The 24,624-nt window shown below is 65.7% G+C and carries 20 protein-coding genes; all 20 read left to right on the top strand.

Translation table 11 applies throughout. The features are described 5' to 3' along the window. The first annotated feature begins 9 nt into the window (after positions 1-9). Positions 10-1,920, top strand: a complete 1,911-nt coding sequence (locus ACEN9H_RS22030) for an ATP-binding cassette domain-containing protein (protein WP_056127034.1) — start codon at positions 10-12, stop codon at positions 1,918-1,920. A 54-nt stretch (positions 1,921-1,974) separates the two neighbouring features. Continuing rightward, the gene (locus ACEN9H_RS22025) at positions 1,975-2,700 is read left to right on the top strand and encodes a CAAX prenyl protease-related protein (protein ID WP_413672084.1); all 726 of its coding nucleotides are present in this window, start codon (positions 1,975-1,977) and stop codon (positions 2,698-2,700) included. A 38-nt stretch (positions 2,701-2,738) separates the two neighbouring features. Further along, positions 2,739-3,935, top strand: a complete 1,197-nt coding sequence (gene epsL / locus ACEN9H_RS22020; RefSeq protein WP_413672083.1) for an XrtB/PEP-CTERM-associated polysaccharide biosynthesis outer membrane protein EpsL — start codon at positions 2,739-2,741, stop codon at positions 3,933-3,935. Positions 3,936-3,958: 23 nt separating this feature from the next. Next, the gene (locus ACEN9H_RS22015) at positions 3,959-5,338 is read left to right on the top strand and encodes an undecaprenyl-phosphate glucose phosphotransferase (protein WP_413672082.1); all 1,380 of its coding nucleotides are present in this window, start codon (positions 3,959-3,961) and stop codon (positions 5,336-5,338) included. A gap of 150 nt (positions 5,339-5,488) precedes the next feature. After that, entirely contained in the window at positions 5,489-6,604 is a 1,116-nt protein-coding gene (gene gmd / locus ACEN9H_RS22010; protein WP_413672081.1) for a GDP-mannose 4,6-dehydratase, read from the top strand. Positions 6,605-6,607: 3 nt separating this feature from the next. Next, positions 6,608-7,588: a GDP-L-fucose synthase gene (gene fcl / locus ACEN9H_RS22005; RefSeq protein ID WP_371764742.1), complete on the top strand. Its 981-nt coding sequence runs from the start codon at positions 6,608-6,610 to the stop codon at positions 7,586-7,588. 117 nt (positions 7,589-7,705) lie between these two features. Beyond that, the gene (locus ACEN9H_RS22000; protein ID WP_413672080.1) at positions 7,706-8,731 is read left to right on the top strand and encodes an EpsD family peptidyl-prolyl cis-trans isomerase; all 1,026 of its coding nucleotides are present in this window, start codon (positions 7,706-7,708) and stop codon (positions 8,729-8,731) included. A 34-nt stretch (positions 8,732-8,765) separates the two neighbouring features. Further along, positions 8,766-9,554, top strand: coding sequence for a polysaccharide export protein EpsE (epsE, locus tag ACEN9H_RS21995; protein ID WP_056127043.1), 789 nt, complete (start codon positions 8,766-8,768; stop codon positions 9,552-9,554). A 50-nt stretch (positions 9,555-9,604) separates the two neighbouring features. Continuing rightward, on the top strand, positions 9,605-11,014 hold the full coding sequence (gene epsF / locus ACEN9H_RS21990) for a chain length determinant protein EpsF (RefSeq protein WP_413672079.1): 1,410 nt from the start codon (positions 9,605-9,607) through the stop codon (positions 11,012-11,014). 14 nt (positions 11,015-11,028) lie between these two features. Further along, a complete protein-coding gene (gene epsG / locus ACEN9H_RS21985; protein ID WP_413672078.1) occupies positions 11,029-11,904 on the top strand; it encodes a chain length determinant protein tyrosine kinase EpsG in 876 nt (291 codons plus the stop codon). 1 nt (position 11,905) lies between these two features. Further along, complete coding sequence (gene xrtB / locus ACEN9H_RS21980; RefSeq protein WP_413672077.1) at positions 11,906-12,805, top strand: exosortase B; 900 nt, start codon at positions 11,906-11,908, stop codon at positions 12,803-12,805. Continuing rightward, a complete protein-coding gene (gene epsI, locus ACEN9H_RS21975; RefSeq protein WP_413672076.1) occupies positions 12,802-13,494 on the top strand; it encodes an exosortase-associated protein EpsI, B-type in 693 nt (230 codons plus the stop codon). The genes xrtB and epsI overlap by 4 nt, the downstream gene beginning before the upstream one ends. A gap of 6 nt (positions 13,495-13,500) precedes the next feature. After that, positions 13,501-14,967 carry an O-antigen ligase family protein gene (locus ACEN9H_RS21970; RefSeq protein ID WP_413672075.1) on the top strand — a complete coding sequence of 489 codons (1,467 nt, stop codon included), beginning with the start codon at positions 13,501-13,503 and terminating at the stop codon, positions 14,965-14,967. After that, the gene (locus ACEN9H_RS21965; RefSeq protein ID WP_413672074.1) at positions 14,964-16,481 is read left to right on the top strand and encodes an oligosaccharide flippase family protein; all 1,518 of its coding nucleotides are present in this window, start codon (positions 14,964-14,966) and stop codon (positions 16,479-16,481) included. The genes ACEN9H_RS21970 and ACEN9H_RS21965 overlap by 4 nt, the downstream gene beginning before the upstream one ends. Next, on the top strand, positions 16,478-17,689 hold the full coding sequence (locus ACEN9H_RS21960; RefSeq protein ID WP_413672073.1) for a glycosyltransferase family 4 protein: 1,212 nt from the start codon (positions 16,478-16,480) through the stop codon (positions 17,687-17,689). Before ACEN9H_RS21965 ends, ACEN9H_RS21960 begins: the two co-directional genes overlap by 4 nt. A gap of 4 nt (positions 17,690-17,693) precedes the next feature. Next, positions 17,694-18,470, top strand: coding sequence for a glycosyltransferase family 2 protein (locus ACEN9H_RS21955; protein WP_082579125.1), 777 nt, complete (start codon positions 17,694-17,696; stop codon positions 18,468-18,470). A gap of 366 nt (positions 18,471-18,836) precedes the next feature. Beyond that, entirely contained in the window at positions 18,837-21,068 is a 2,232-nt protein-coding gene (locus ACEN9H_RS21950; protein ID WP_413672072.1) for a heparinase II/III family protein, read from the top strand. Between the two features lie 47 nt (positions 21,069-21,115). Continuing rightward, positions 21,116-21,973 (top strand): beta-1,6-N-acetylglucosaminyltransferase, encoded by an 858-nt coding sequence (locus ACEN9H_RS21945; RefSeq protein ID WP_413672071.1) that lies wholly within the window; start codon positions 21,116-21,118, stop codon positions 21,971-21,973. Positions 21,974-22,057: 84 nt separating this feature from the next. Beyond that, a complete protein-coding gene (locus tag ACEN9H_RS21940) occupies positions 22,058-23,266 on the top strand; it encodes a glycosyltransferase (RefSeq protein ID WP_413672070.1) in 1,209 nt (402 codons plus the stop codon). A 2-nt stretch (positions 23,267-23,268) separates the two neighbouring features. Further along, positions 23,269-24,555 (top strand): phenylacetate--CoA ligase family protein, encoded by a 1,287-nt coding sequence (locus ACEN9H_RS21935; protein ID WP_413672069.1) that lies wholly within the window; start codon positions 23,269-23,271, stop codon positions 24,553-24,555. Positions 24,556-24,624: the final 69 nt, after the last annotated feature.

The raw sequence follows: 24,624 nt of genomic DNA, 5'->3' as shown, positions 1-24,624 counted from the left end.
GCTCACACCATGGCTGTCATTTCCCTCTCTTCCGCGCAACTGGCCTTCGGCCACGTCGCGTTGCTCGACCATGCCGATTTCTCGCTGGAAGCCGGCGAACGCGTCGGCCTCATCGGGCGCAACGGCACCGGCAAATCCTCGCTGCTGAAAATCATCTCCGGCCGCTCGAAGCTGGACGACGGCCTGCTCGTCATGCAGCAGAGCGTCAAGATCGCGTACGTCGAGCAGGAGCCTGTATTCGATCCGGAGATGACCGTGTTCGATGCCGTCGCCACCGGCATGGGCGACCAGCAGGCGATGCTGGCCGAGTACGAATCGCTGACGGGGCAATTCGGCCAGGGCAATGACGACGCGATCATGGAGCGCATGCACGATCTGCAGGCCAAGCTCGATGCGACGGATGCGTGGAACCTCGGCAACCGCGTCGAGACGACGCTGGGCCGCCTGGGCCTCGCGGGCGATGCGACCATGGGCACCTTGTCGGGCGGTATGCAGAAGCGCGTGGCGCTGGCTGTCGCGCTCGTGTCCGGTCCCGACGTGCTGCTGCTGGACGAACCGACGAACCACCTGGACTTCACGTCGATCCAGTGGCTGGAAGGCCTGCTGCGCGAATTCCGCGGCTCCGTGCTGTTCATCACCCACGACCGCCGCTTCCTCGACAACGTCGCCACGCGCATCGTCGAACTGGACCGCGGCCGCTTGCTCTCGTTCCCCGGCAATTTCAGCAAGTATCAGGAACGCAAGAAGGAACTGCTCGCGATCGAAGAGGTCGAGAACGCCAAGTTCGACAAGGTGCTTGCACAGGAAGAAGTGTGGATCCGCAAGGGCGTGGAAGCGCGCCGCACCCGCAACGAAGGCCGCGTGCGCCGCCTGGAAGACCTGCGCCTGCAGCGTGCCTCGCGCCGCGACCAGCAGGGCCAGGTGCGCATCGACGTGGCGACCGGCGAGCGCTCCGGCAAGATCGTCGCGGAACTGGAAAACATCTCGAAGTCGTATGGCGCCAAGGTGATCGTGAAAGACTTCACCGGCACGATCATGCGTGGCGACAAGGTCGGCCTGATCGGCCCGAACGGCGCGGGCAAGACGACGCTGTTGAAGATCATTCTCGGCGAAGAGACGGTGGACAGCGGCAACGTCAAGCTGGGCACGCGCTTGAACGTCGCGTACTTCGACCAGATGCGCGCGCAACTGAACGAGGAAGCGACGCTGGCCGACACGATCGCGCCGGGCAGCGACTGGGTCGAGATCAACGGCCAGCGCAAGCACGTGATGAGCTACCTGGGCGACTTCCTGTTCGCGCCCGAGCGCGCGCGTTCGCCCGTGAAATCGCTGTCCGGCGGCGAGCGCAACCGCCTGCTGCTGGCGCGCCTGTTCGCCAAGCCGGCCAACTGCCTCGTGCTCGACGAACCCACCAACGACCTCGACATCGAGACGCTCGAACTGCTGGAAGAACTGTTGACGGATTACTCGGGCACGGTGTTCCTCGTCAGCCACGACCGCACGTTCCTCGACAACGTCGTCACGCAGGTCATCGTTTCCGAAGGGCAGGGGACGTGGCGCGAATTCGTCGGCGGCTACAGCGACTGGGAGCGCGTGAAGGCGGCGCCGGCGCCCGCGGCGGCACAAAAGGCCGCGCCGGCGAAAGCGCAGGATATGTCATCCAACGCACAGAACGCGTCGGGCAAGAAGGTAAAGTTGAGCTACAAGGAACAGCGAGAGCTGGAGGAGTTGCCGCAGCTTATCGCCAGCCTTGAAGACGAGCAGTCGGCCATCACGGCACAGCTGAATGCGCCCGACTTCTACAAGACCAATCCCGCTGACGCGCGCCGGATCAATGCGCGTTACGCGGAAATCGAGGAGCTTCTGCTCGACGCCCTGGAGCGTTGGGAAGGCCTCGAAGCGCGCGCGCGGGGAGACTAGCCCATGCGTTAGCACATCGCTGAGCGCGGGCCAGGCGCCCGCTGACGGAGAGACATGACTGAGCATGACGACCGCTGCGCCGTGCCCGCCACGGCAGCCATCCGCACCGACGCTCCCATGTTCAACCGCGCGGCCTGGCTCCGCATCCTGCCCTTCGCCGCCTACCTGGCCTTCATCGTCATCGGCGACGTGCTGCAACGCCTGGGTGTCGCGCCGGACGCCCTGCGCTGGCTGTACCCCGCCAAGATCGCCCTCGTGGCCCTGTTGCTGGCGCTGTTCTGGCGCCAGTACAAAGAACTTTCCCGCTTTCATCTCGCACCGTTGCACGCGTTGACCGCGCTCGCGACGGGCGTGCTCGTGCTCGTCCTGTGGATCAACCTGGACGCCGGCTGGATGGTGTTCGGTTCCCCGTCCGGCTTCGATCCGCGCGTCGACGGCCGCATCGACTGGCTGCTCGTGGCGATCCGCATCGCCGGCGCCGCGCTCGTCGTGCCCGTCATGGAAGAGTTGTTCTGGCGCTCTTTCCTAATGCGGTGGGTGGATGCGCCAGACTTCGAGTCGGTTGAGCCCTCTCAACTCTCCATCAAAAGCTTCGTCATCACTGTCGTGCTGTTCGGTGTCGAACATAACCTCTGGCTTGCGGGGATCGTCGCGGGCGCGGCCTACAGCCTGCTGTACATGCGTCACCGCAACCTGTGGTCGCCGATCCTGGCGCACGCCGTCACCAACGGCCTGCTGGGCGTGTGGGTGGTTCGGACCGGCAGCTGGTCTTACTGGTAAGCCGTCCGCCATTAACTTCAAGAAAAAGACTAACCATCATGCTGAATTTCCGCGTGCGTCCCCTTGCCCTGTTGCTCTGCACCCTGTTCACGTTGCCGGCCGGCGCCGGTCCCAGCGATGCGCTCCACCTGTATGCCGGCGTCGGCTACGGCCACGACGACAACCTGCTGCGCGTGCCGGAGGGGCAGCCCGGGTTCGACGGCACCCGGGCCGATTCCTGGTGGATGCGGGAGGGCGGATTGATCTTCGATAAGACTTATAGCCGCCAGCGGATTTCCATCGTGGCCAAGCTGTCGAAATACGACTTCGACCACTTCAAACAGCTGAATTACGATGGCAAGGACTTGCAGGCAACCTGGTTCTGGCAACTCGGCAACCACCTCGAAGGCAAGGTCGGCACCACCTATCAACAGGTGCTGGCGCCGTACACCGATTTCCAGAGCAACGAGCGCAACCTGCGCCGCAGCCGCAGCCATTTCGCGGAAGGCGCGTGGCGCTTTCACTCGTCCTGGCGCGTGCGCACGGGCTTCCAGCGCGACAAGTACGACTACGAGCTGTTCGCCCAGCGCTACAACAACCGCACGGAAGATGCGGGCGAGGTCGAACTCGATTACCTGCCCAGCAGCGGCAGCACGGTCGGCCTCGTGGCGCGGCGGGTCAAGGGCAAGTATCCCTATCCGCGCCCCGTCGGTCCGAATCTTCTCAACGACAACTTCACGCAGGACGAACTGAAGGCGCGCGTGCTGTGGATCGCGACGGGTTCCACGACGTTCGATGCACTGGTCGGCTACACGCGGCGCGACCAGCCGTCGTTCGGCACCGGCAAGACGAGCGGCGTGGCCGGCAAGATCAAGGCCACGTACCAGCCGCGCGGCAAGATGACGTACCGGGCCGCCGTCTGGCGCGACTTCGCGCCGCTGGAAAGCACGGTCGTGAGCTATACGCTGAACAAGGGCGCCAGCGTCGGCGCGCAATGGGATGCGACGGCCAAGATCAAGGTGAATGCCGACGCTGTCTACGAACGGCGCAACTACAACGCGCGCGCGTCGTTCGCCAGCGCGGGCGACATCCGCGATTCCATCCGCACGCAGAGCCTGTCCGCGACGTGGACGCCGCGGCCGACCATCCAGGTGTCGGCGGGGCTGGCGCACCAGGCGCGCAGCGGATCGCCCGTGCTCGGTACGGGCAGCTTCAAGTCGAACAGCGTGTCGCTGTCGGCCAATGCGCAGTTTTGAATGCGCAGCTTCCGATCATTCTCATGACGGTCAATGACATACCGCTGATCTCATTCTTCCAGCGCGTACTCGATCCCCTGATCATCATGGGCACACTGTACCTGTCGGCGGTGCTGTTCCATGAGCCGTTCTCGGGCTACCTGCTGGTATTGATGGTGCTGGCCTTCTTCATTTCGTCGGCCGTGTACCAGCACGTCGATCCGTACCGCACGTGGCGCAGCGGGCGCATGTGGGCCTATGCGCGCGACACGGTGTTCGGCTGGTGCGTGACGATCGCCGTGCTGATGTTCCTCGGCTCGTCCAGCGGCCTCAAATACTATTACGACGAGCGCGTGCTGCTGGCCTGGGCCGTCGCCACGCCGCTCATTCTGCTGGGCAGCCACATCGCCGTGCGCATTGCGAGCCGGCCCGGCAAGAGCAAGGAAGTGCGCTCCGTGGTGGTGGTCGGCGTCAACGACGTGGGCCTGAAATTCGCCGGCATCTGCGACCGCCATCCGAACCTGTTCATGCAGGTGCGCGGCTTCTTCGACGACCGCGACGGCGAACGGCACCCGGCCGAGCTGCCGCATCCGATGCTGGGCAAGACGAGCGAGCTGGTGCAGTACGTGCGCGACAACGGCATCAAGATGATCTTCATCAGCCAGCCGATCTCCGCGCAGCCGCGCATCCGCAAGCTCATCGACGAGTTGCAGGATACGACCGCGTCCGTCTATTTCCTGCCGGACGTCTATATCTTCGACCTGATGCAGGCGCGCTTCGACAACGTGGGCGGCATGCCCGTGATCGCGATCTGCGAGACCCCGTTCATGGGCCTGAACAGCACCATCAAGCGCGGTTCCGACATCGTGCTGTCGAGCCTGATCCTGCTGCTGCTGGCGCCGCTGATGCTCGTGATCGCCGCGGTCGTCAGGATGAGTTCGCCGGGCCCCGTGATCTTCCGCCAGCGCCGCTACGGCCTGTATGGCGAAGAGATCATCGTCTACAAATTCCGTTCGATGAAGGTGATGGAAAACGGCGATGCCATCGTGCAGGCGCGCAAGGAAGACGACCGCGTGACGCCCATCGGCCGCTTTCTGCGCCGCACGTCGCTCGACGAGCTGCCGCAGTTCGTCAACGTGCTGCAGGGCAGGATGAGCATCGTCGGGCCGCGTCCGCACGCGGTCGCGCACAACGAGCAATATCGCAAGCTGATCAAGGGATACATGCTGCGCCATAAGGTCAAACCGGGCATCACCGGTTGGGCGCAGGTCAACGGGCTGCGTGGTGAAACTGCCACGCTGGACAAGATGGAAGCGCGCATCCAGTACGACCTCGATTACCTGCGCAACTGGTCGCTGTGGCTGGACCTGTGGATCGTTCTCAAGACCGTGAAAGTGGTGCTTACGCGCGAGAACGCGTTTTAAAACCTGCGCATGTGGGGTCACTTAGGTTCGACTTAAAGAGCCGGATTCAATCGGATCGGCGCTTGCGGCGCCCGATGGGCTGCGTGAAAATAATTGCTGAGATTGCAATTTTTTATTGATTTTGCATAACATTCGCCAGGACAACTGCCAATGAAGAAAGCGTTGATCACGGGTGTCACCGGCCAGGACGGTTCCTATCTCGCGGAACTGCTGCTGGCCAAGGGTTACGAAGTGCATGGCATCAAGCGGCGCGCCTCGCTCTTCAATACCGAGCGGATCGATCATATCTACCAGGATCCGCACGTCGAGGACAATCACTTCCACCTGCATTACGGCGACCTGTCCGACACGTCGAACCTCAACCGCATCCTGTGCGAAGTCCGGCCGGACGAAGTCTACAACCTCGGTGCGATGAGCCACGTGGCGGTGTCGTTCGAATCGCCGGAATATACGGCCGACGTCGACGGTCTCGGCACCCTGCGCCTGCTGGAAGCGATCCGTTTCCTCGGCCTGGAAAAGACGACCCGGTTCTACCAGGCATCGACATCGGAGTTGTACGGCCTCGTCCAGGAAACCCCGCAGCGCGAGACGACGCCGTTCTATCCGCGCAGCCCGTATGCCGTCGCCAAGCTGTACGCCTACTGGATCACGGTGAATTACCGCGAAGCGTATGGCATGTACGCGTGCAACGGCATCCTGTTCAACCATGAGTCACCGCGCCGCGGCGAGACCTTTGTCACGCGCAAGATCACGCGCGGCCTCGCGAACATCTCGCAAGGACTGGAGCAGCAACTGTTCCTCGGCAACCTCGACGCGCTGCGCGACTGGGGGCATGCGCGCGACTATGTCGAGATGCAATGGCTGATGCTGCAGCAGGACACACCCGAGGACTACGTCATCGCGACGGGCCGCCAGTATTCCGTGCGGCACTTCGTCGAGGTGGCCGCACGCGAGCTGGGCATCGAGATCGCATGGCAGGGCGAAGGCGTGCACGAACGCGGCGTGATCGCCGCCCTCCATGGCGACAAGGCGACCGGCGTCGTGGCGGGCCAACCGATCGTCGCCATCGACCCGCAATACTTCCGTCCGACCGAAGTCGACACGCTGCTCGGCGATCCGGGCAAGGCGCGCCGCCGGCTGGGATGGGAGCCGCGCACCTCTTTCGACGCGATGGTGCAGGAGATGGTGGCGCACGACCTCGAGACGGCGCGTCGCCACAAGCTTCTCGCCTCGCATGGCTACAACGTTGCAATTTCACTGGAGTGAACGTTGAATACTCAACCCCGCATCTATGTGGCCGGCCATAACGGGCTGGTCGGTTCGGCCATCGTGCGCGTGCTGCGCGCGCAAGGCCACACGAACATCGTCACGCGCAGCCACGCGGAGCTCGAACTGACCGACCAGGCCCAGGTCCGCGAGTTCTTCCGCAACGAGCGCATCGACCAGGTCTACCTGGCCGCCGCCAAGGTCGGCGGCATCCATGCGAACAACACGTATCCGGCCGACTTCATCTACGACAACATGATGGTGCAGGCGAACGTCGTGCATGAAGCCTGGCGCAACGGGGTGAACAAGCTGCTGTTCCTGGGCTCCTCGTGCATCTACCCGCGCCTGGCCCGGCAGCCGATCAAGGAAGAGTATCTGATGAGCGGCATGCTGGAGCCGACCAACGAGCCGTATGCGATGGCGAAGATTGCCGGCATCAAACTGTGCGAAAGCTATAACCGCCAGTACGGCACGGATTACCGCAGCGTGATGCCGACGAATCTGTATGGTCCCGGCGACAACTATCACCCGGAAAACAGCCACGTGATTCCCGCGCTGATGCGGCGCTTCCACGAAGCGAAGCTCGCCGGGGCGCCCGAAGTCGTGATCTGGGGCAGCGGCAAGCCGATGCGCGAATTCCTGTACGTCGACGACATGGCGGAAGCGAGCGTGTACGTGATGAACCTCGACCACGCCACCTATGCGTCGTACACCGACCCGATGCATTCGCACATCAACGTGGGCACGGGCGAGGACGTCACGATCGCGGACCTCGCGCGGCTCGTCGGCGAGACCGTCGGCTACCGCGGCCGCATCGCATTCGATCCCACCAAGCCGGACGGCACGCCGCGCAAGCTGCTCGACGTGTCCAGGCTGAAATCCCTCGGCTGGCAGGCGCGCACGCCGTTGCCGGAAGGATTGCGGCGCGCGTACGCGGCCTTCGTCGACCTGGTGGCGGACCAGGAAAAGCGGGCCGCCGCCTGAGCGATCGCGGCGGGAGCCGTACGGCAGAGTGTTAATTGACGAACAGAGTCCGCGTCGTGCGGCTCCCAGAATGAGCGGGCTATAACAAGAGTTCCACCCCATTCCCAAGGAAACCCAGTGAACAACAACCACGTGGCTGCCAACATGAACACATCCTCTCCTACGACTCCGAAGCGCGTGCTGTGCGCCGCGCTGATCCTGGTTGCGGCAACCTTGAGCGCGTGCGGCGACAAGGCGAAAGAAAAGAAACCCGGCCAGGCGCTGGCGAGCGTGAATGGGGAAGAGGTTACGGTACTCCAGCTCAACGAGGAACTGCAGCGCGCGGGCGTCTCTGCCGCCCAGCAGGATGCCGCCAGCAAACAATTGCTGCAGGTTCTCATCGACCGCCAATTGCTGCAGGAAGCGGCCGCCAAGGAAAACCTCGACCGCGATCCCAAGGTCATGCAGGCGATCGACCGCGCCAGATCCCTGATCATCGCTCAGGCCTATCTGCAAAAGCGCGTCGGCAACGTGGCGAAGCCGACGCCGGCGGAAGTCGAGGACTACTACAACAAGCATCCCGAATTCTTTTCCAATCGTAAGCAGTTCAGCATGAACGAACTCGTGATCTCCGCCAACGACCTGACGCCCGAGGTACGCAGCGCGGCCGACAACGCCAAGTCGCTGGAAGAGGTCGCCGTGTGGCTGGACACGCACAAGATCAAGTACGGCCGCAACCAGGTCACGCGCTCGACGGCCGACGTGCCGCCGCAGCTGTCCTCGAAGTTGCTGGGCATGCCCAAGGGGCAGCTGTTCGTCGTCAAGGAAGGGCCGCGCGCGATGTTCATTTCCGTCGCCGAAGTCAAGGATGCGCCGGTCTCGCTGCAGGTCGCATCGAACCAGATCGAGCAATTCCTCGTGAACCGCAAGAACAAGGAACTGGCCGCGGCCGAGCTGCAGCGCCTGCGTTCCACCGCAAAGATCGAGTACCTGAACAAATCGATGGTGCCCGATCCCAAGGCCGCGCCGGCGAGCGCGGTGGCGAATGCCGATCCCGCCGCGGCGGCACCCGCCGCGATGCCCGCGGCGGACAACGCACCAGCCGACAACGCATCCGGGGCCGACAAGGCAGCGCTGGACCGCGGCGTCGCCGGACTGAAGTAATCCCAACATTGACGACCCATAAGGAGTGAAGAAGATGAAACGACTCGTACACTGGATGGTTGCGGCAGTCCTCATGCTCGGCGCGGGCATGGCCGGTGCGGCAGAAATCCTGCTGGGCCCGGGCGACGTGGTCAAGGCATCGGTCTACGGCAGCCCCGACCTCGCGATCGAGACGCGCGTCTCGGAAGGCGGCACCATGACGTTCCCGCTGCTGGGCGAAGTGCAGGTCGGTGGCCTGACGACGCAACAGGCGGAAAAGAAAATCGGCGGCCTGCTCGAAAAGGGCGGCTACCTCAAGAAGGCCCAGGTCAACCTCCTGATCACCACGCTGGCGAGCCAGCAGGTGTCCGTGCTGGGCCAGGTCAACCGTCCGGGCCGCTATCCGGTCGACGGTCCGCGCAAGGTGCTCGATCTGCTGGCGCTGGCCGGCGGCATCGGCCCGGAAGGCGGCGACATGGTCAGCCTCGTGCGCACCCGCAATGGCGTCACCACGCGCGAAACCATCGACGTCGTCGAGATGGTGCGCAAGGGTGAACTGAACCGCGATTACGAAGTCGCAGGCGGCGACATCATCTTCGTCGAACGCGCGCCGCGTGCCTACATCACGGGCGAAGTGCAGCGTCCGGGTCCGTTCCGCCTGGAACGCGCGATGACCGTCCAGCAGGCGCTGTCGGCCGGCGGCGGCCTGACCCAGCGCGGCACGCAGCGCGGCCTGCGCATCACGCGCCGCGACGCGGGCGGCACGCCGCACACCATCGAAGCGAAGGCCGATGACCTGGTCCAGGTCGACGACGTCATCACGGTCAAAGAGTCCTGGTTCTAAGGTAGCTGCTGGGCCCGGCTTTCTGTTCCACTCCGTTTTAAAGGTTCATCATGAACGTCCATCAATTCCTGCTGATCTTGCTTGCACGGAAGAAGATCATCCTGACGACCCTGCTGGTCACGGTCGGGCTGGCCCTCGGGTTCAGCCTGATCCAGGCCAAGACGTACAAGGCAACGGCATCCGTTCTGTTGAACTACAAAGGCGTGGATCCATTGACCGGGCTGACGATGCCCGGGCAGCTGCTGCCGGGCTATATGGCCACGCAGATCGACATCATCAGCAGCAAGAACGTGGCGCTGCGGGTCGTCGACGCGCTGCACCTGGCGAATAGCCCGGCCGTCGTCGAACAGTTCAAGGACGCGACCGAGGGCAAGGGTTCGGTGCGCGACTGGCTGGCCGACCTGCTGCTGAAGAAACTGGAGATCGTGCCGTCGCGCGAATCGTCCGTCGTCGAGATCAGCTTCAAGGGCGCGGACCCCGCGTTCGCGGCCGCGGTGGCGAATGCGTTCGCCGACGAGTACCAGAAGATCACCGTCCAGCTGAAGACCGATCCGGCCAAGAAGACGGCCTCGTACTTCAACGAACAGACCAAGCAGCTGCGCGACAACGTCGAGGCCGCGCAGGCCCGCCTGTCCAAGTACCAGCAGGAGAAGGGCATCGTCAGCCTCGACAACAACCGTGTCGACGTCGAACTGGCGCGCCTGAACGACCTGTCCGCCCAACTGGTGGCGGCGCAGACGGCCGCGATGGAAGGCAACTCCCGCCAGGCCGCGGCCGGCTCCGCGCTGACGTCGCCGGACGTCGCCAACAACGCCCTGATCCAGACGATGCGCGCCAACGTCGCCCAGGCGCGCGGCAAGTTCGCCGATACGTCGCAGCGCTATGGCAAGAACCATCCGCAATACCAGGCCGCCAAGGCCGAGCTCGACAAGGTGCAGGGTGAGCTGAATGCCGCGCTGGGCACCGTCTCGCGCAGCGTGGGTGCGAACGCCCAGGTGCTGCGCCAGCGCGAAGCGGAGCTGCGTGAAGCGGTGGCCCAGCAAAAAGCGAAAGTGCTGGAAATGAATCGCGCCCGCGACGAACTGGGCGTGCTGCTGAAAGACCTCGACAGCGCCCAGCGCGCGTTCGATTCCGCATCGCAGCGCTTCTCGCAGACGCGCATCGAGGCGCAGTCCGAGCAATCCGACATCTCCCTGCTGAACCCGGCCGTGGCGCCGACGCAGCCGTCGGGCCCGCGCGTGCTGCTGAACACGCTGATCGGGTTCCTGCTGGGCACGATCCTCGGTGTCGGCCTGGCGCTGCTGCTGGAACTGCTGAACCGTCCGGTGCGTTCGGCCAGCGACGTCAAGGACATGCTGGGCATCCCCGTGCTGGGCACGATCGAATGGAAGTCGCCGCGTGGACGGACGGGGGGCATTCGCTCGCTGATGACGCCGCGCCGCCTGCTCCGTCTTAACTGATCCTGGATCCCACCATGAACTCTCCGATATTCAACACGCTCCCCGCCGGCGCCGGCGCCGGTCCCGAGACCAGCATGGGTGCCTTGCTGCTCGACTCGGGCAAGCTCAAGCCGGAAGACGCCGAACGCGTGCTGCGCATGCAAAAGGAGACCGGCATCCGCTTCGGCGAAGCGGCCGTGCGGCTGGGCCTGGTCAGCGAGGACGATATCCAGCAGGTGCTGGCGCGCCAGTTCTCGTACCCGTATCTGCAGAAGGGCCAGGCCGGCCTGTCGCCGAAGCTGCTCGCCGCCTACGATCCGTTCTGCCCGCAAGTCGAATCGCTGCGCGCGATCCGCAGCCAGCTGATGCTGCGCTGGTTCGCGCGCGGGCGTCGCGCGCTGGCCATCGTCGGCGTGGACCCGGAAGACGGGGCCGCGCTGTTCGCCTCGAACCTGGCGATCGTGTTTTCCCAGTTGGGCGAGCAGACCCTGCTCGTGGACGCGAACCTGCGCGCCCCGCGCCAGCAGGACGCGTTCGCGCTCAAGCCGCGCCAGGGCCTGTCCGACCTGCTGGCCGGCCGCGCCGACCTCGACGTGATCGCGCGGGTGCCGGCGTTCATCGACCTGTCGATCATGCCGGCCGGGACGCTCCCGCCGAACCCGGGCGAACTGCTGGCGCGCGAAGGCTTCCGCAACCTCAACACGCAGCTGGAAAGCCGCTACGACGTCGTGCTGTACGACGTGCCGCCGTTCCAGCTCGGCATGGATTCCGTCGCAGTGGCGAGTCGCGCCGGCGGCGCGCTGCTCGTCACGCGCAAGAACTACACGCGGATCTCGCACATCGGCCGCGCCGCCGAGCAACTCGTCGACGCCGGCTGCGAAGTCCTCGGCTCCGTGGTGATGGAGTTCTGACATGGACACCGGAGCACGCGCCAGCACCGTGCGGCAGCATGCACCGGACCTGCGTGCACTGCGCGGCGTCCTGCCCGAATGGTGGCCGGTCTTCCTGGGCCTGGCCATCCTGTTCGTCCCCACGTTCTACGACCTGTTCACCGGCGCCTGGGTCGGCGAGGAGCAGGGCCACGGGCCCATCATCTTCGGCCTCGCGCTGTGGCTCATCTACCGCAAATGGCCGGACGTGATCGAGGCGACGACGCCCCCGCGCGCCAGCTGGGCCGGCTGGCCGATCCTCGCCACCGGCCTGGCCGCCCACCTGCTGGGCCGGTCGCAGAACATCCTGATGCTGCAGATCGTCGCGATCATCCTCGTGATGGCGGCCGTGCTGCTCGTCAAGCGGGGCGGCCGCGCCCTCCGGGTGCTGTGGTTCCCGTTCTTCTTCATGCTGTTCATGGTGCCGCTGCCCAGCGAATTCGTCGCCGCGGTGACGATGCCGATGAAGATGGCCGTGTCGTGGGCGACGGAACACCTGCTGTTCGCGTTCGGCTACCCGATCAGCCGCTCCGGTGTGATCCTGCAGATCGGCCAGTACCAGCTGCTCGTGGCGGATGCGTGCGCCGGCCTGCAGACCCTGTTGACGCTGGAAGCGCTGGGCCTGTTCTACCTGAACCTGATGCGCCACCCGTCCGCGTTCCGCAACATCGGCCTCGCGCTGTTCATCGTCCCGATCTCGTTCTCCGCCAACGTCATCCGCGTCGTCGTGCTCACGTTGATCACGTATTACTTCGGCGACGCGGCGGGGCAGGGCTTCCTGCACGGGTTCGCCGGCATGGTCCTGTTCGTCACGGCGCTCGTGCTGATCCTGTCGATCGACTCCGCGCTGCAGTGGTTCATCCGGCGCAGGGAGGCAGCATGAACCGCCGCTTCATGGCCAGCGTGCTCCTGGGCGTGGCGATGGCGGGCACGTCCGCGCTGACGGGCGCGCTCACGCCGAAGCAGAAGGTGGCCGCCGTCCAGGAACGGTTCGACCTCGAGGCGATGATCCCCAAGCGTTTCGGCAACTGGACGGTCGACAACAGCGTCGTGCCGCTCACGCCCGACGAGACGCAGAAGGAACTCATCGCCACCCTGTATGACCAGACCCTGGCGCGCACCTACGTCAACGATGCGGGCCAGCGCGTGATGCTGTCGATCGCATACGGCGGCGACCAGAGCAAGCAGCTGCAGCTGCACCTGCCGGAAGTCTGCTACGTGGCGCAAGGCTTCGACATGGTGCAGGACCACAAGGCCGAGCTTCCGACCCACTATGGCAGCGTCCCCGTGAAACGCCTCGTTGCGCGCCAGAACGCGCGCAACGAGCCGATCACGTACTGGGTGACGGTCGGCGACAAGGCCGTGATGTCCGGCCTGGGCCAGAAATACCAGCGCTTCCTGTACGGCCTGACGGGCAAGATCCCCGACGGCATGCTCGTGCGCGTGTCGACCATCGAGGCCGACGAACACAGCGCCTACCGCGTGCAGGACCGCTTCGTGAACCAGATGCTGGACGCCATGTCGCCGCATGACCGCACCAAGCTGCTGGGCGCAGCCACCAACAAGGGCTGACGGGACATGCAGAACTTCCTCCTGGTCTTCTATACCTCGCTGCCGTTCATCGCCGTCGTGGTGCTGGCCATCATGGCCGTGGCCGGGATGGGCGTCGGGATGGTGTGGCCGCGCTTCCTCGCCTATGTGTACATCGCCGTGTTCTTCTTCAAGAATTCGACGAGCTACGGTTCGCTGGCGGCCGCCGCGGCGCCAGGCATCTACAGCCGCGGCTCGGGCGTGCTGTTCTTCCCGCTGCTGCTGTGGTGCATGGCGGGGGCGTGGTGCTGCGCGCGCGTGTCAGCCGGCTTCCAGCGCTATCCGGCGCCGCCGTGCAATCTGCGGCCGTGGTTCCTCGCGTGGGTCCTCCTGCTGGGCGGCCACGTCGCGGTGGCGCTGTTCTCCAACGTGACCCTGGCGGAAGCGCTGGCCCCGTCCGGCTTTTCCAACATCATCTGGATGGCGCCGCTCGTCTCGCTGATGCTGCTGGCGTTCCGCACCCGCGAGCACGCGATCGAACTGTCGCGCTTCATCATGCTGGCGGGCCTCGGGCGCGCCCTGTTCGGCCTCGCGCGCTGGGCGTTCCTCGGCGGCGACCCGAACAACGTGTATGCGAACATGAACGCCATCAAGATCAAGCTGACGTTCTTCGACATCAACGACAGCCTGCTGTGCACGGTCGCGTTCGCCATCGCCGCGGTCAACCTGTTCCAAATGGTGAAACACAGGCGCTCGCTGTTCTGGACCGCGATCGACTGGGCGACCCTGCTCGCGACGGCCGCGTGCATCGTGCTGTCGTACCGCCGCAGCGCGTGGATCGGCTTCGTGCTGGCCTTCCTGATCATCATGATGCGCTTCCCGCTGCAGCGCCGCATCCACATGATGGCGCTGGGCGCGCCCGTCCTCGGCGCGGGCCTGCTGTACGCGGCATTCAGGCGCCTGGGCCATACGAAGGGCGCGAGCGGTGGCTTCTCGAGCCTGTTCTACGACATGGAATCGAAGCGCTTCGGCGCGGAAAGCGAGCGCGTGCTGGAACTGAAATTCGCGCTGGCCGATTTCATCTCGCACCCCCTGACGGGCATCGGCACGTGGGGCCGCTACACGGGCTACCAGCACATCTCGTGGCAGGCGGGGCAGGACGGCGGCCTGTTCGTGCACAGCGGCGTGCTGCACATCGCCCTGAAGGCCGGGCTGCCCGGGCTGATCCTGCTGGGCGGCACCATCTGGGCGTTCACCCGACTCGCGCGCCACGCGCTGCGCACGTTGCCGCCGGACCTGCTGGGCCTGGCGACGGCCGGCGCCGCGGGCCTCGCGTTCATGCTGCCCGACCTGCTCGTCGGCACGCCATTCCCGCAGGTGCGCACGACGCAGATGCTGGCGATCTGCCTCGCGCTGCCGTACGTGGCGATGGCCGTGGCGAGCGCGCAGCCGGCCGTGCAGCCCGTCGAGTCGCGCAAGCGCCGCCACGTCAACCTGGTGCCGGCGCACGTATGAACCTCAGCCTCGTCCGCAACGCCTTCTCGAACCTGCTGGGCGCCGTGATCCCCGCGCTGGTGGCGCTCGGCACCGTGCCGCTCGTCGTGCAAGGGCTGGGCGATGCGAACTATGGCGTGTATTCGCTCGTGACGGCGATCGTCGGCTATTTCGCCGTCATCGACATCAACGTCACCGCCGGTTCCGTGAAATACATCGCGGAATTCAACGCCCGCAAGGACCAGGAACGCATCAGCGAGACCGTGTTCTTCGGCCTGTCCGTGTATTCGCTGGTGGGCCTCGTCGGCGGGCTGGGCCTGTTCTTCGGCGCCCACTTCTTCGTCACCCGCGTGTTCTCCGTACCGACCGCGCTCGAACACGAAGCGGTCGCGACACTCCAACTGGCCGCGCTCGGCTTCTTCCTCGGCCAGTTGCAGAGCTATCTGCAAAGCGTGCCCCAATCGCTGATGCGCTACGACATCGCGAGCCGCATCGAGATGCTGTTCGGCACCGCCGTGCCGCTGCTGACGGTGGCCGTGCTGATGCTGGGCTATGGCCTCTTCGAAGTGATCATGCTGCGCGTCATCGCGAGCGCGATCAATTGCGCCGTGCTGTGGCGCGGGATCCGCCGCCTGCTGCCGGACCTGCGCTACCGTAAGCCGGGCGCGGCGATCCGCAAGGAATTGCTGGGCTTTTCCGCGTACTCGTTCCTGAGCCGCTTCGCGACGCTCTCCTACGCGTACGCGGACAAGCTCATCATCGGCGCGCTGGTCGGCGTCACGGGGCTCGCCTACTTCACCGTGGCGTCCACGCTCGCGAATCGCATCCTCAGCCTCACGTACCGCCTGTCCGGCGTGTTCTTCCCGGCCGCGAGCGCGCTGGCGGCCCGTGGCGAGCTCGAGCGTTTGAACCGGCTGTACCTGAAGGCAAGCCGCTACGTCGTGTTCATCAACGCGTCCGTGCTCGTGCTCGTGGCCGTGTTTTCGTACCAGATCCTGTTCTACTGGATGAACCCGCAGTTCGCCCGCGCGGGGCAGGTCGTGCTGGCCGTGATGGCGCTGTCGCAATTCATCGATTCACTGACGAGCCTGCCGTCCCTGGTGAACGACGGCATGGGCCATCCGCGCTTTTCCGGCATGTTCGCGCTGGCGCGCGCCGTGTTCGGCCTGCTGGTCGTCTACGTGGGCGTCGCGGGCTGGGGCATCGACGGGGCCGCGTGGGGCCATCTGGTCGCGTCGGTGCTGCTGACCTGCGCCTTTCTCGTCGCCGTGCACGGCCGCACGGTGCCCGCGCGGCTTGGCGAACTCGTCCGTAAAGCCTATCTGCCGAGCGTGGCGGGCGTGGCCGTCGTCGCGGTCGCCGCCAACGCGGGCAACCGCCTGTTCGACGGCGGCCCGGTCGATTTGCTCCTGCTCGTGCTGCTGACGGCGGGCCTGCTGCTCGCGTACGGCAGCCTGTTCGTGATCGAACGGGACGACATGAGCACGGCATGGACGCGGGTGAAGGGGTTGTTATCGATGAGGAAAGCAGCTTGAAAGTCTTGATGGTGTCGGAAGACTTGCCGGGCACGCAGGTGGGCGGCCTGGGCAAGCATGTCGTGACGTTGTCGAACGCGCTGCTCGAGCTGGGGCACGAGGTCGACATCATGGGACGCAGCGACCGGTTCCACGGTGGCAGCGCGGCCGAGATCGGTTTTAAAGGCCGCGTGCTGCCCGGCTTCGATTTTTCCCGGCCGGGGTGGAAGGAGTCGCAGCTGGGCTTCTTCAACCCCGTCAAGCGGCCATGGTTCGCGCGCAGCATCGCGCGCGCGCTCTTGCGCGAGGCGGGCAAGTACGACGTCGTGCACTACCACGGCCACTTGCCGATGGCGGGGCGCTACGTGCCGCGCAGCGTCAACTTCGTGCAGACACGCCACGACCAGGGCAGCGAATGCGTGATCCATTTGCGATTCAGGCAGGAACACGTGTGCACGACGCTCGACGCGCGCGACTGCGCCGCGTGCATCCACCCGGCGCCGAATGCGGTGCGGCGCGAGATGTCGGGGCTGGCGGTGCGCCGCTACCGGTCGGAGACGGCGGAAGCGTTCTCGCGCCACAAGACGATCTTCGTGTCCGACTTCCTGCGCCAGGCATTCCTGCGCGCCGTGCCGGACGCGGACCTGTCGCGCGCCCGCGTGATCCACAACTTCATCCGCTACCCGTACCTGCGCGAGCGCGCCGCGCGGCCGGACGAGGTGAGGGCGGGGGAGGTCCTGCTCGTCGGCCGCATCGATGCCGGCAAGGGCTTCGGCGAATTCCTCGCGCAGGTGCAGGGCTGGCTGCCGAAGCATGCGCGCGTCACCATCATCGGCGATGGACCGCTGCGCGGCTCGCTGGAGCGCCGCCATGCGAACGGGCAGGTGCGCTTCCTCGGCTGGCTGCCGTACGACGAGGTGATCCGCATGTCGGCGCGCAGCCACGTGCTCGTGATCCCATCCGTGTGGGAAGAGCCGTGCGGCACCACCGTGCTGGAAGCGCTGGCCCTCGGCAAGCAGTGTCTCGCGCTGGCGCGCGGCGGCACGCCGGAGCTGGCCGCGTACCAGTATTACGACGGCCAGCTGCAACTGGCCGAGACCATGCCGCGGCTCGTGGAGCGGCTGGCCCACGCCCTCGGCCGTGCGCCAGCGACGGTGCCGCTGCCCGACGCCTTTCCGATGGACGTGTTCCACGCCGTCCCCCAGATCCTGGACTTTTATCACGAGTGATCCCATGAACAAACCGACCTTTTCGATCGTCACGTGCACCTGGAACAGCGCCGCCACCCTGGCCGACACCCTCGCATCCGTCCAGCGGCAGACCTGCCAGGACGTCGAACACATCTTCGTCGACGGCGGTTCCACCGACGGCACGCTGGAGATGATCGCCGCGTACCCGGGCAGGAAGCGCGTGCTGCGCGACGTGGGCGGCGGCATCAGCCGCGCCATGAACCAGGGCATCGAAGCGGCCACCGGCGAGTACGTGGCGCACCTGCATTCGGACGATTACTACGCCAGCGACGACGTGCTGCACGTCGTCGCGGAGCGCTTCGCCAGCGAACGCGTGGACTGGGTGTTCGGCACCGTGCAGGTGTTGAAGGATGGCCAGCTGGTTCCGCCGTACCGCATGGTGCCGTTCAGCTACCACGCGTTCGCGGCGGGCCGCGCGTCCGTGCCGCATCCGGCCGTATTCATCCGCCGCAGCGCGTTCGGCCGCGTGGGCATGTTCGACGAAACACTGAAATACGCGATGGACATCGACCTGTGGCTGCGCTTGGGCAAGGTGGCGCAGCCGGCCACGATCGCCCGGCCCTTGACCGTGTTCCGCGACCATGCGGGCAGCGTTTCGTCCGCCAACAAGATCAAGGCGCGCCAGGAAGAGTTCCAGGTCCGGCGCCGCTACCTGAAGGAGGCGCCGCTCGCGTTCGGCCTGTATTGCCTGCGCTACGCCAGGCGCATGCGCGCGCTGCGCGCCGAGGCGCACGCCGGCGTACCGGTAATGCAGTCGTAATGTTTGTTCCGGATTAAATAAACAACATGATTGTCGAAGTCATTAATTCGATAATGAATCGATCAACTTTGCCGAAATAACTGCACAGTTTTCAAAAAGCCTTTTCTTTTAAAAAAAAGCTTTTAGCTGCCTGGAAATATTACCGTTAATAAGGGGTCTACAGGGTCGTCCGATTTGTGGGGTATACGAGAAAAATCTTTGATTTCTAAGGGGATTTTTCCGCGAGAAAATTTATTTACGGTACTATTTCTCGTATCGAACAGCGCTCATTTGCATCAGCAGAGCGCTTCAAGCAAATCGGGCCCTGGCTTCCTGCCGACGGGCTGACCCTCTAGTCGTCCAGTTAATATTTCTCGGAGCAAGTACATGAAATTTCACCGGAAGGGCGTCGTCGCCGTCGCTGCACTGTCGTCGCTTTTGATGTCGTTCAGCGCGCGCGCCGACTGGGCCCAATCCACCGATCCCCTGGTCGTCCAGCCCGCGCCGGCCAATGGCGCCGTGCAGGCACAGAACCCGCCGGGATTCGCCTGGGCGCGTCATCCGACCGGTCCGGCCAGCTACGAGATCGAGATCACCCCGTCGGGCGGTTCGCCGGTGAAGGCGACGGTCGAGCGCAACTGGTACCTGCCGACCAAGGCATTGGCGCTGGGCAATTACACGTGGCGCGTGCGCCCCGCCGGTTCGACGGAATGGTCGACCCCGCGCGCGTTCGCGATCACGAGCAAGTCGACCGTGTTCGAAGTGCCCGACAACGCCACGCTGCGTTCGCGCATCCTGAACAAGGCGCGTCCCCGTTCGCTGGCTCCGTCGTTCACCGCGTACTCGACGTGGAGCTCGGCCAAGAAGGCTGACCTGGATCCGTACGTCAGCCGCATCATCAACGAAGTCAAGCTGCAGATGACGGCGCTGCCCGACCTGTCGGATTCGCGCTGGCCGATCGTGATCGCGTCGCCGCTGACGGCGCAGATGGCCTCGCAGCAGACCGACGTGCGCAACCGCATCAACGAATCGTCGCGCCAGCTGGAAGCGGCCGCGGTGCTGTGGCGCCTGAAGAAGGACCCGGTCCACCTGGCCGAAGCGCTCAAGCGCGGCGACCAGCTGGCCTCGCTGAATCCGGCCGGCCCCACCAGCTACGCCAACCAGGACCAGGCCACGCGCCAGATCGCGCTGTCGCTGCTGAAGGGCATGGACCTGCTGGCCGGTGACCTGGACGCGACCCGCAAGGCCAGGTGGCTCGGCGTCGTCAAGACGCGCGTGACGGAAATGTACGGCAACATCGCAGGCGACAACGGCCGCCTCGACCAGTACCCGTTCGATTCGCACGGCAACACGCTGATGATCTACATGGCGCTGATCTCGACCCTGGCGCTGGGCGACATCCCGGAAGCGCAGACGTGGTTCGACTTCACGTTCCGCGCGTACGTGAACACGCCGTCGCCGTGGTCGGGCGCGGAAGGCGGCTACGCCAACGGCACCGCCTACGCCGAGTACGCGGCGGGCTACATGACGGCGCTGTGGGACCCGATCGTCCAGGCGACCGGCGTGAACCTGTACGCCAAGCCGTGGACGCTGGGCTTCCTCGATTTCGCGACGCAGTTCACGCCGCCGGGCTCGAAAGTCCACGCTTTCGGCGACGGCTCCGAAACGAAGCCGGACCCGCGCGTATTCCGCGCCTTCGCCAACCGCATGGTGTCGCCGCGCGCCGCCTGGTACGTGGCCAACCTGCCGGGCCTCGAGGATTCGCTGTCCGTGGTCGAAGCGCCGTACCCGATGCCGGTGAGCGGCACGACGCTGAAGGTCCCGCCGTCGAACTCGGCCTACTACCCGAGCACCGGTTGGGTCGCGATGCACAGCGACATCGGCTCGACGGGTCGCACGTCGTTCTACTTCAAGTCCAGCCCGTACGGCTCGTTCAACCACAGCCACGGCGACCAGAACGGCTTGCTGCTGTCGGTCGCCGGCCAGCCGCTGCTGGTGAAGGCCGGCTGGTACGACTGGTACGGTTCGCCGCTGTGGACCGACTGGTACCACCAGACCAAGTCGCAGAACGCGGTCACGTTCGACGGCGGCAAGGGCCAGGTGGTCACCGGCTACCGCGAACAGCTGCAGCGCAACGGCCGCGTCACCGGCTTTTCGGCCCAGTCGACCTACGACTACGCCGAAGGCGACGCGACCCCGTCGTACGGCGGCCAGCTGACGATGGCCAAGCGCCAGATCTGGTACCTGCACGGCCAGAACGCGATGGTCGTGCGCGACAAGCTGCAGGCGGTCGTCGCCCACACGTACGAGTGGAACTTCCACGCGCCGGTGGCGATGACGGTCGAAAGCCCGTCGAGCGTCAAGATCGCGGCGGGCGGCCAGTCGGTGTGCCTGCGCGACCTGAACGGCAATGCGCCGTTCGCCAAGTGGAGCGGCCCGGCGCCCAAGTCCGGCGTGACGGAAGACCACGGCGCGTTCTACCTGAAGAACGACGGCAAGTCGGCGGCCGAGTTCCTCGTGCTGATCGACGTCGGCTGCAAGCGTCCCACCACCAAGGTCGCCACGTCGGGCACGACCCGCACGCTGACGGTCGGTACGCAGTCGGTGAACCTGAACTGACCCAGCCGTCACGTGGTGTGGTAACGCGCCGTGCTAGACTCGGCGCGATGACGACACAGGTATTCCTGATCCAGGCACACAAGGACCTGGACCAGCTCAATGCGCTGGTCGAGCAGCTGCGCGACGACGAGTTTCGCGTGGTCGTGAACCTCGACCGCAAGTGCGCGCTCGACCCCGCCGCCGTGCACCCGTCCGCGCGGCTCGTGACGCACCGCGTCGACGTCCACTGGGGCACCTTCAGCCAGGTGCAGGCGGTGCTGAACTCCCTCGCACAGATCGTGGCCGAGGTGCCCGATTTCGACAAGGTCATCTTCCTGTCCGCCCAGGACTTCCCGTTGCTGTCGAATGCGCGCCTGAAAGAAGCGCTCGCGCGCCACGCCCACCAGGAACTGCTGGACACCGTCGCCATCGGCACCGGACCGGGCCAGTGGGCGGCCGGCTTCCGTTACCAGTATTTCTACCGCGACGACGGCCCGCGCCTGCTGCGCTGGGCCTGCCGCATCGTCAACCGCGCGATGCGCGCGACGGGCGTCACGCGCCGCCTGCCGGGCGGCATGCGGCCATACGGCGGCTCGTCGTGGTGGGCGCTGTCGCGCGCCTGCGTGCAGGACATCCTCGCGCGCGTCGCGCGCGACCCCGGCCTCGTGCGCTTCTTCCGCCGCTGCGCGTGTCCGGACGAAATGTTCTTCCAGACCCTCGTGATGAATTCGCCGTTCGCGCCCCGCGTGCTGGGCCAGAATTTCCGCTACGTCCAGTGGCCCGAACACGGGGCCCGCAACCCGAAAATCCTCGACGAAGGCGACTTCGAGCGCATCGCCGCGTCGCGCGCCCACTTCTGCCGCAAGATCGACAGCGAGGCCAGCGCCGCGCTGCTGCCGCGCCTGCTCGCGCTCAGGGCCGCCTAGGTTTCCTTAAGACTCGCGCAATTGTGCGCAGTGACGAGTAAGCTAGAATCGGATTCCATGCGTTGTTCATAAGGCAAGGAATCCATGCGCTCCATCCTCTTTGTCGTCCGCGATCCATTGCCCCCCATCCGCGCCGACGTGCGCACCCTGTTCGGCACGGAGATGCCCCGCTACGGCGTGGCGACGGAGCTGGTGGGGCAGGGCGGCAGCGGCGATGCGTCGCCGTGGCCGGCCGGCGGCATGCACGTCGTCGGCTCGCTGCGCAGCCGCTTCGCCAGCGTGTGCGCGCCGCTGTGGGACCTGCTGGGCCTCGTGCGCGCGCTGCGCCACGGCCGGCCCGACTGCATCCAGGTGCGCGACAAGATCGCCAGCGGCGTGCTCGGACGCATCGTGGCCGCGCTGCTGCGCGTGCCGTTCCTTTACTGGATGTCGTTCCCCATCGTCGAAGGCTTCGAGGTCCGGCGCGACGATATCGGCCGCTCGGGCCGCGGTTTGACATGGATGGGGCATGCGCTGCGCGCGTGGGCATCGCGCGTGGCCATCTACCGCTTCGTGCTGCCCGGCGCGCGCCACGTGTTCGTGCAGAGCGATGCGATGGCCGACTGGCTCGCCGCGAAAGGTTTCGATCGTTCGACCATGACGGCCGTGCCGATGGGCGTGGACGCCCAGTTGTTCGACCGCGCCAATGTCGAACCGGTCGATGATCCGCGCCTGGATAACCGCCGCGTCGTGCTGTACCTGGGCCGCATCGCCCGTTCGCGCCGCTCCGACTTCCTGCTCGACGTGGCGGACAGGCTGCGCGCAGACAATCCCGACGTGCTGCTCGTGATCGCCGGCGATGCCCCGTCCGACGACGAGATGGCGTGGATGCGCCGCGAAATCGCGCGCCGCGGCCTCGACGGCCACGTGTTGCTGACGGGCTGGCTGCCCCAGCGCACGGCGCTCGCCTATGCCGTGCGGGCCGAGGTGGGTCTGTCGCCGATCCCGCGCGGCACCCTGTTCGACGTGTCGTCGCCGACGAAACTCGTCGAATACCTGGCGCTCGGCATCCCCAGCGTCGCCAACGATATTCCCGACCAGAAACTTGTCATCGACGAGAGCGGGGCCGGCCTGTGCGTGCCCATGGAGCCGGCGCCGTTCGCCGATGCCGTTCTGCAATTGTTAAATGATGGGGCGCTTGCCGCCGAGTTCGCATTACGTGGGCCACCGTACGTAACAAGCCACCGAACGTATGATATTCTCGGTAACAATGTTGCAAAAACTTACAAAAAAATCCTGACGGAGTCGCGGTAACAATGTCGATGTGGACCTACTCGCTGAAGTGCTCGCTGCGTTCGCTCGTGCGCGAAGTGGTCCGCAACGTCTGGGGCAGGGCGTTCGTCTATCCGGGCCTGGTCGCGAACGAACGCTCGCGCGAGGCGCTCGCCGCGTATGTCGCGCGGCGCGCCCGCCGGGTCGGCGTGCCGCTGGACGGCGACGGGACGGCGCTGCCGCGGCTGTCCGCCGGTAGCGCCATGCTGACGAAGGCCGACGTGCGCCAGCACCCGGAACGACTGGTGCGCCCGCGCGGCCCCGGTTCCTGGATCCGCACGACCATCAAGACGAGCGGCACGTCCGGCTCGCCGCTGACCATCGTGCAGTCGCTCGGCAACCTCGTGCGCGAGGAAGGTTTCGTGCACCGCCAGCTGCAATGGATAGGCTGGCGCAAGGGCCAGCCGCGCGCGTGGATCCGCGGCGACATCGTCTGCCCCGACCATCCGACGGACGGCCGTTACTGGTGCCGCGACTGGGTGGGCAATATGCTCATGATGTCCTCGTACCATTTGTCGAACGATACGATCGGCCGCTACATCGCCGAACTGGAACGTTTCGATCCCGTCGTGATCCACGCGTACCCGTCGTCGATCGCGGCGCTGGCCGCGTGGCTCAACGCGGCCGGCAGAAGCTATCGCGGACGCGCCCTCCGGGGCGTGATGACGTCGTCCGAGACGCTGGCGCCGGACGTGCGCGCGGCCGTGGAGCAGGCATTCGGCGTGAAGGTGTTCGACTGGTACGGCCAGGCCGAGCGCGTGGCCGCCATCGGCACGTGCGAGGAGGGCCGTTACCACGTGCTCACGGATTATGCCGGCGTCGCGCTGCTGGATACCGAGGGCGGTGCCTGCGAACTGGTCGGCACGTCGCTGAACAATGCCGCGATGCCGCTCGTGCGCTACCGCACGGGCGACACCGTGATCCCGGATGGCGAACCTTGCCCCTGCGGCCGGGTGTTCCCGACGATCAAGGCCGTGATCGGGCGCCAGGAAAAGATCGTCACCCTGCCGGACGGCCGCATCATCGCCCGGCTGGACCGCGTTTTCCAGGGCCATGACCGGCACCTCGTCGAAGGGCAGGTGCTGTACCGCGGCGACGGCGAGTTCGTGCTGCGCGTCGTGACGGCCGACGGTTTTGCCGATGCGGACGAGCGGGCGCTGGTCGACAAGTTCCTGCTGCGCGTGCCCGGCGTGAAGGTGCGCGTCGAGCGCGTGGCGGCGATTCCGCGTGGACCGAACGGCAAGTTCGAGTTCATCGCGATCGAGAGTTGAAGCGTGCGCAGCGTGGGAAAATCATGATGTACTATCGAAATATTGTCCATTTTATAAGGGCTTGAGCGT

Source organism: Massilia cellulosiltytica (genome assembly GCF_047325105.1).
GTDB lineage: Bacteria > Pseudomonadota > Gammaproteobacteria > Burkholderiales > Burkholderiaceae_D > Telluria > Telluria orientalis.
Note: the sequence above shows the minus strand (reverse complement) of the source record. Positions and strands in the feature narration are given on the sequence as shown.

Coding starts and splice junctions, on each gene's coding strand:
- ACEN9H_RS22030 (WP_056127034.1), top strand. CDS start 10: ATGGCTGTCATTTCCCTCTCTTCCGCGCAACTGGCCTTCGGCCACGTC.
- ACEN9H_RS22025 (WP_413672084.1), top strand. CDS start 1,975: ATGACTGAGCATGACGACCGCTGCGCCGTGCCCGCCACGGCAGCCATC.
- epsL (WP_413672083.1), top strand. CDS start 2,739: ATGCTGAATTTCCGCGTGCGTCCCCTTGCCCTGTTGCTCTGCACCCTG.
- ACEN9H_RS22015 (WP_413672082.1), top strand. CDS start 3,959: ATGACGGTCAATGACATACCGCTGATCTCATTCTTCCAGCGCGTACTC.
- gmd (WP_413672081.1), top strand. CDS start 5,489: ATGAAGAAAGCGTTGATCACGGGTGTCACCGGCCAGGACGGTTCCTAT.
- epsE (WP_056127043.1), top strand. CDS start 8,766: ATGAAACGACTCGTACACTGGATGGTTGCGGCAGTCCTCATGCTCGGC.
- epsF (WP_413672079.1), top strand. CDS start 9,605: ATGAACGTCCATCAATTCCTGCTGATCTTGCTTGCACGGAAGAAGATC.
- epsG (WP_413672078.1), top strand. CDS start 11,029: ATGAACTCTCCGATATTCAACACGCTCCCCGCCGGCGCCGGCGCCGGT.
- xrtB (WP_413672077.1), top strand. CDS start 11,906: ATGGACACCGGAGCACGCGCCAGCACCGTGCGGCAGCATGCACCGGAC.
- epsI (WP_413672076.1), top strand. CDS start 12,802: ATGAACCGCCGCTTCATGGCCAGCGTGCTCCTGGGCGTGGCGATGGCG.
- ACEN9H_RS21970 (WP_413672075.1), top strand. CDS start 13,501: ATGCAGAACTTCCTCCTGGTCTTCTATACCTCGCTGCCGTTCATCGCC.
- ACEN9H_RS21965 (WP_413672074.1), top strand. CDS start 14,964: ATGAACCTCAGCCTCGTCCGCAACGCCTTCTCGAACCTGCTGGGCGCC.
- ACEN9H_RS21955 (WP_082579125.1), top strand. CDS start 17,694: ATGAACAAACCGACCTTTTCGATCGTCACGTGCACCTGGAACAGCGCC.
- ACEN9H_RS21950 (WP_413672072.1), top strand. CDS start 18,837: ATGAAATTTCACCGGAAGGGCGTCGTCGCCGTCGCTGCACTGTCGTCG.
- ACEN9H_RS21945 (WP_413672071.1), top strand. CDS start 21,116: ATGACGACACAGGTATTCCTGATCCAGGCACACAAGGACCTGGACCAG.
- ACEN9H_RS21940 (WP_413672070.1), top strand. CDS start 22,058: ATGCGCTCCATCCTCTTTGTCGTCCGCGATCCATTGCCCCCCATCCGC.
- ACEN9H_RS21935 (WP_413672069.1), top strand. CDS start 23,269: ATGTCGATGTGGACCTACTCGCTGAAGTGCTCGCTGCGTTCGCTCGTG.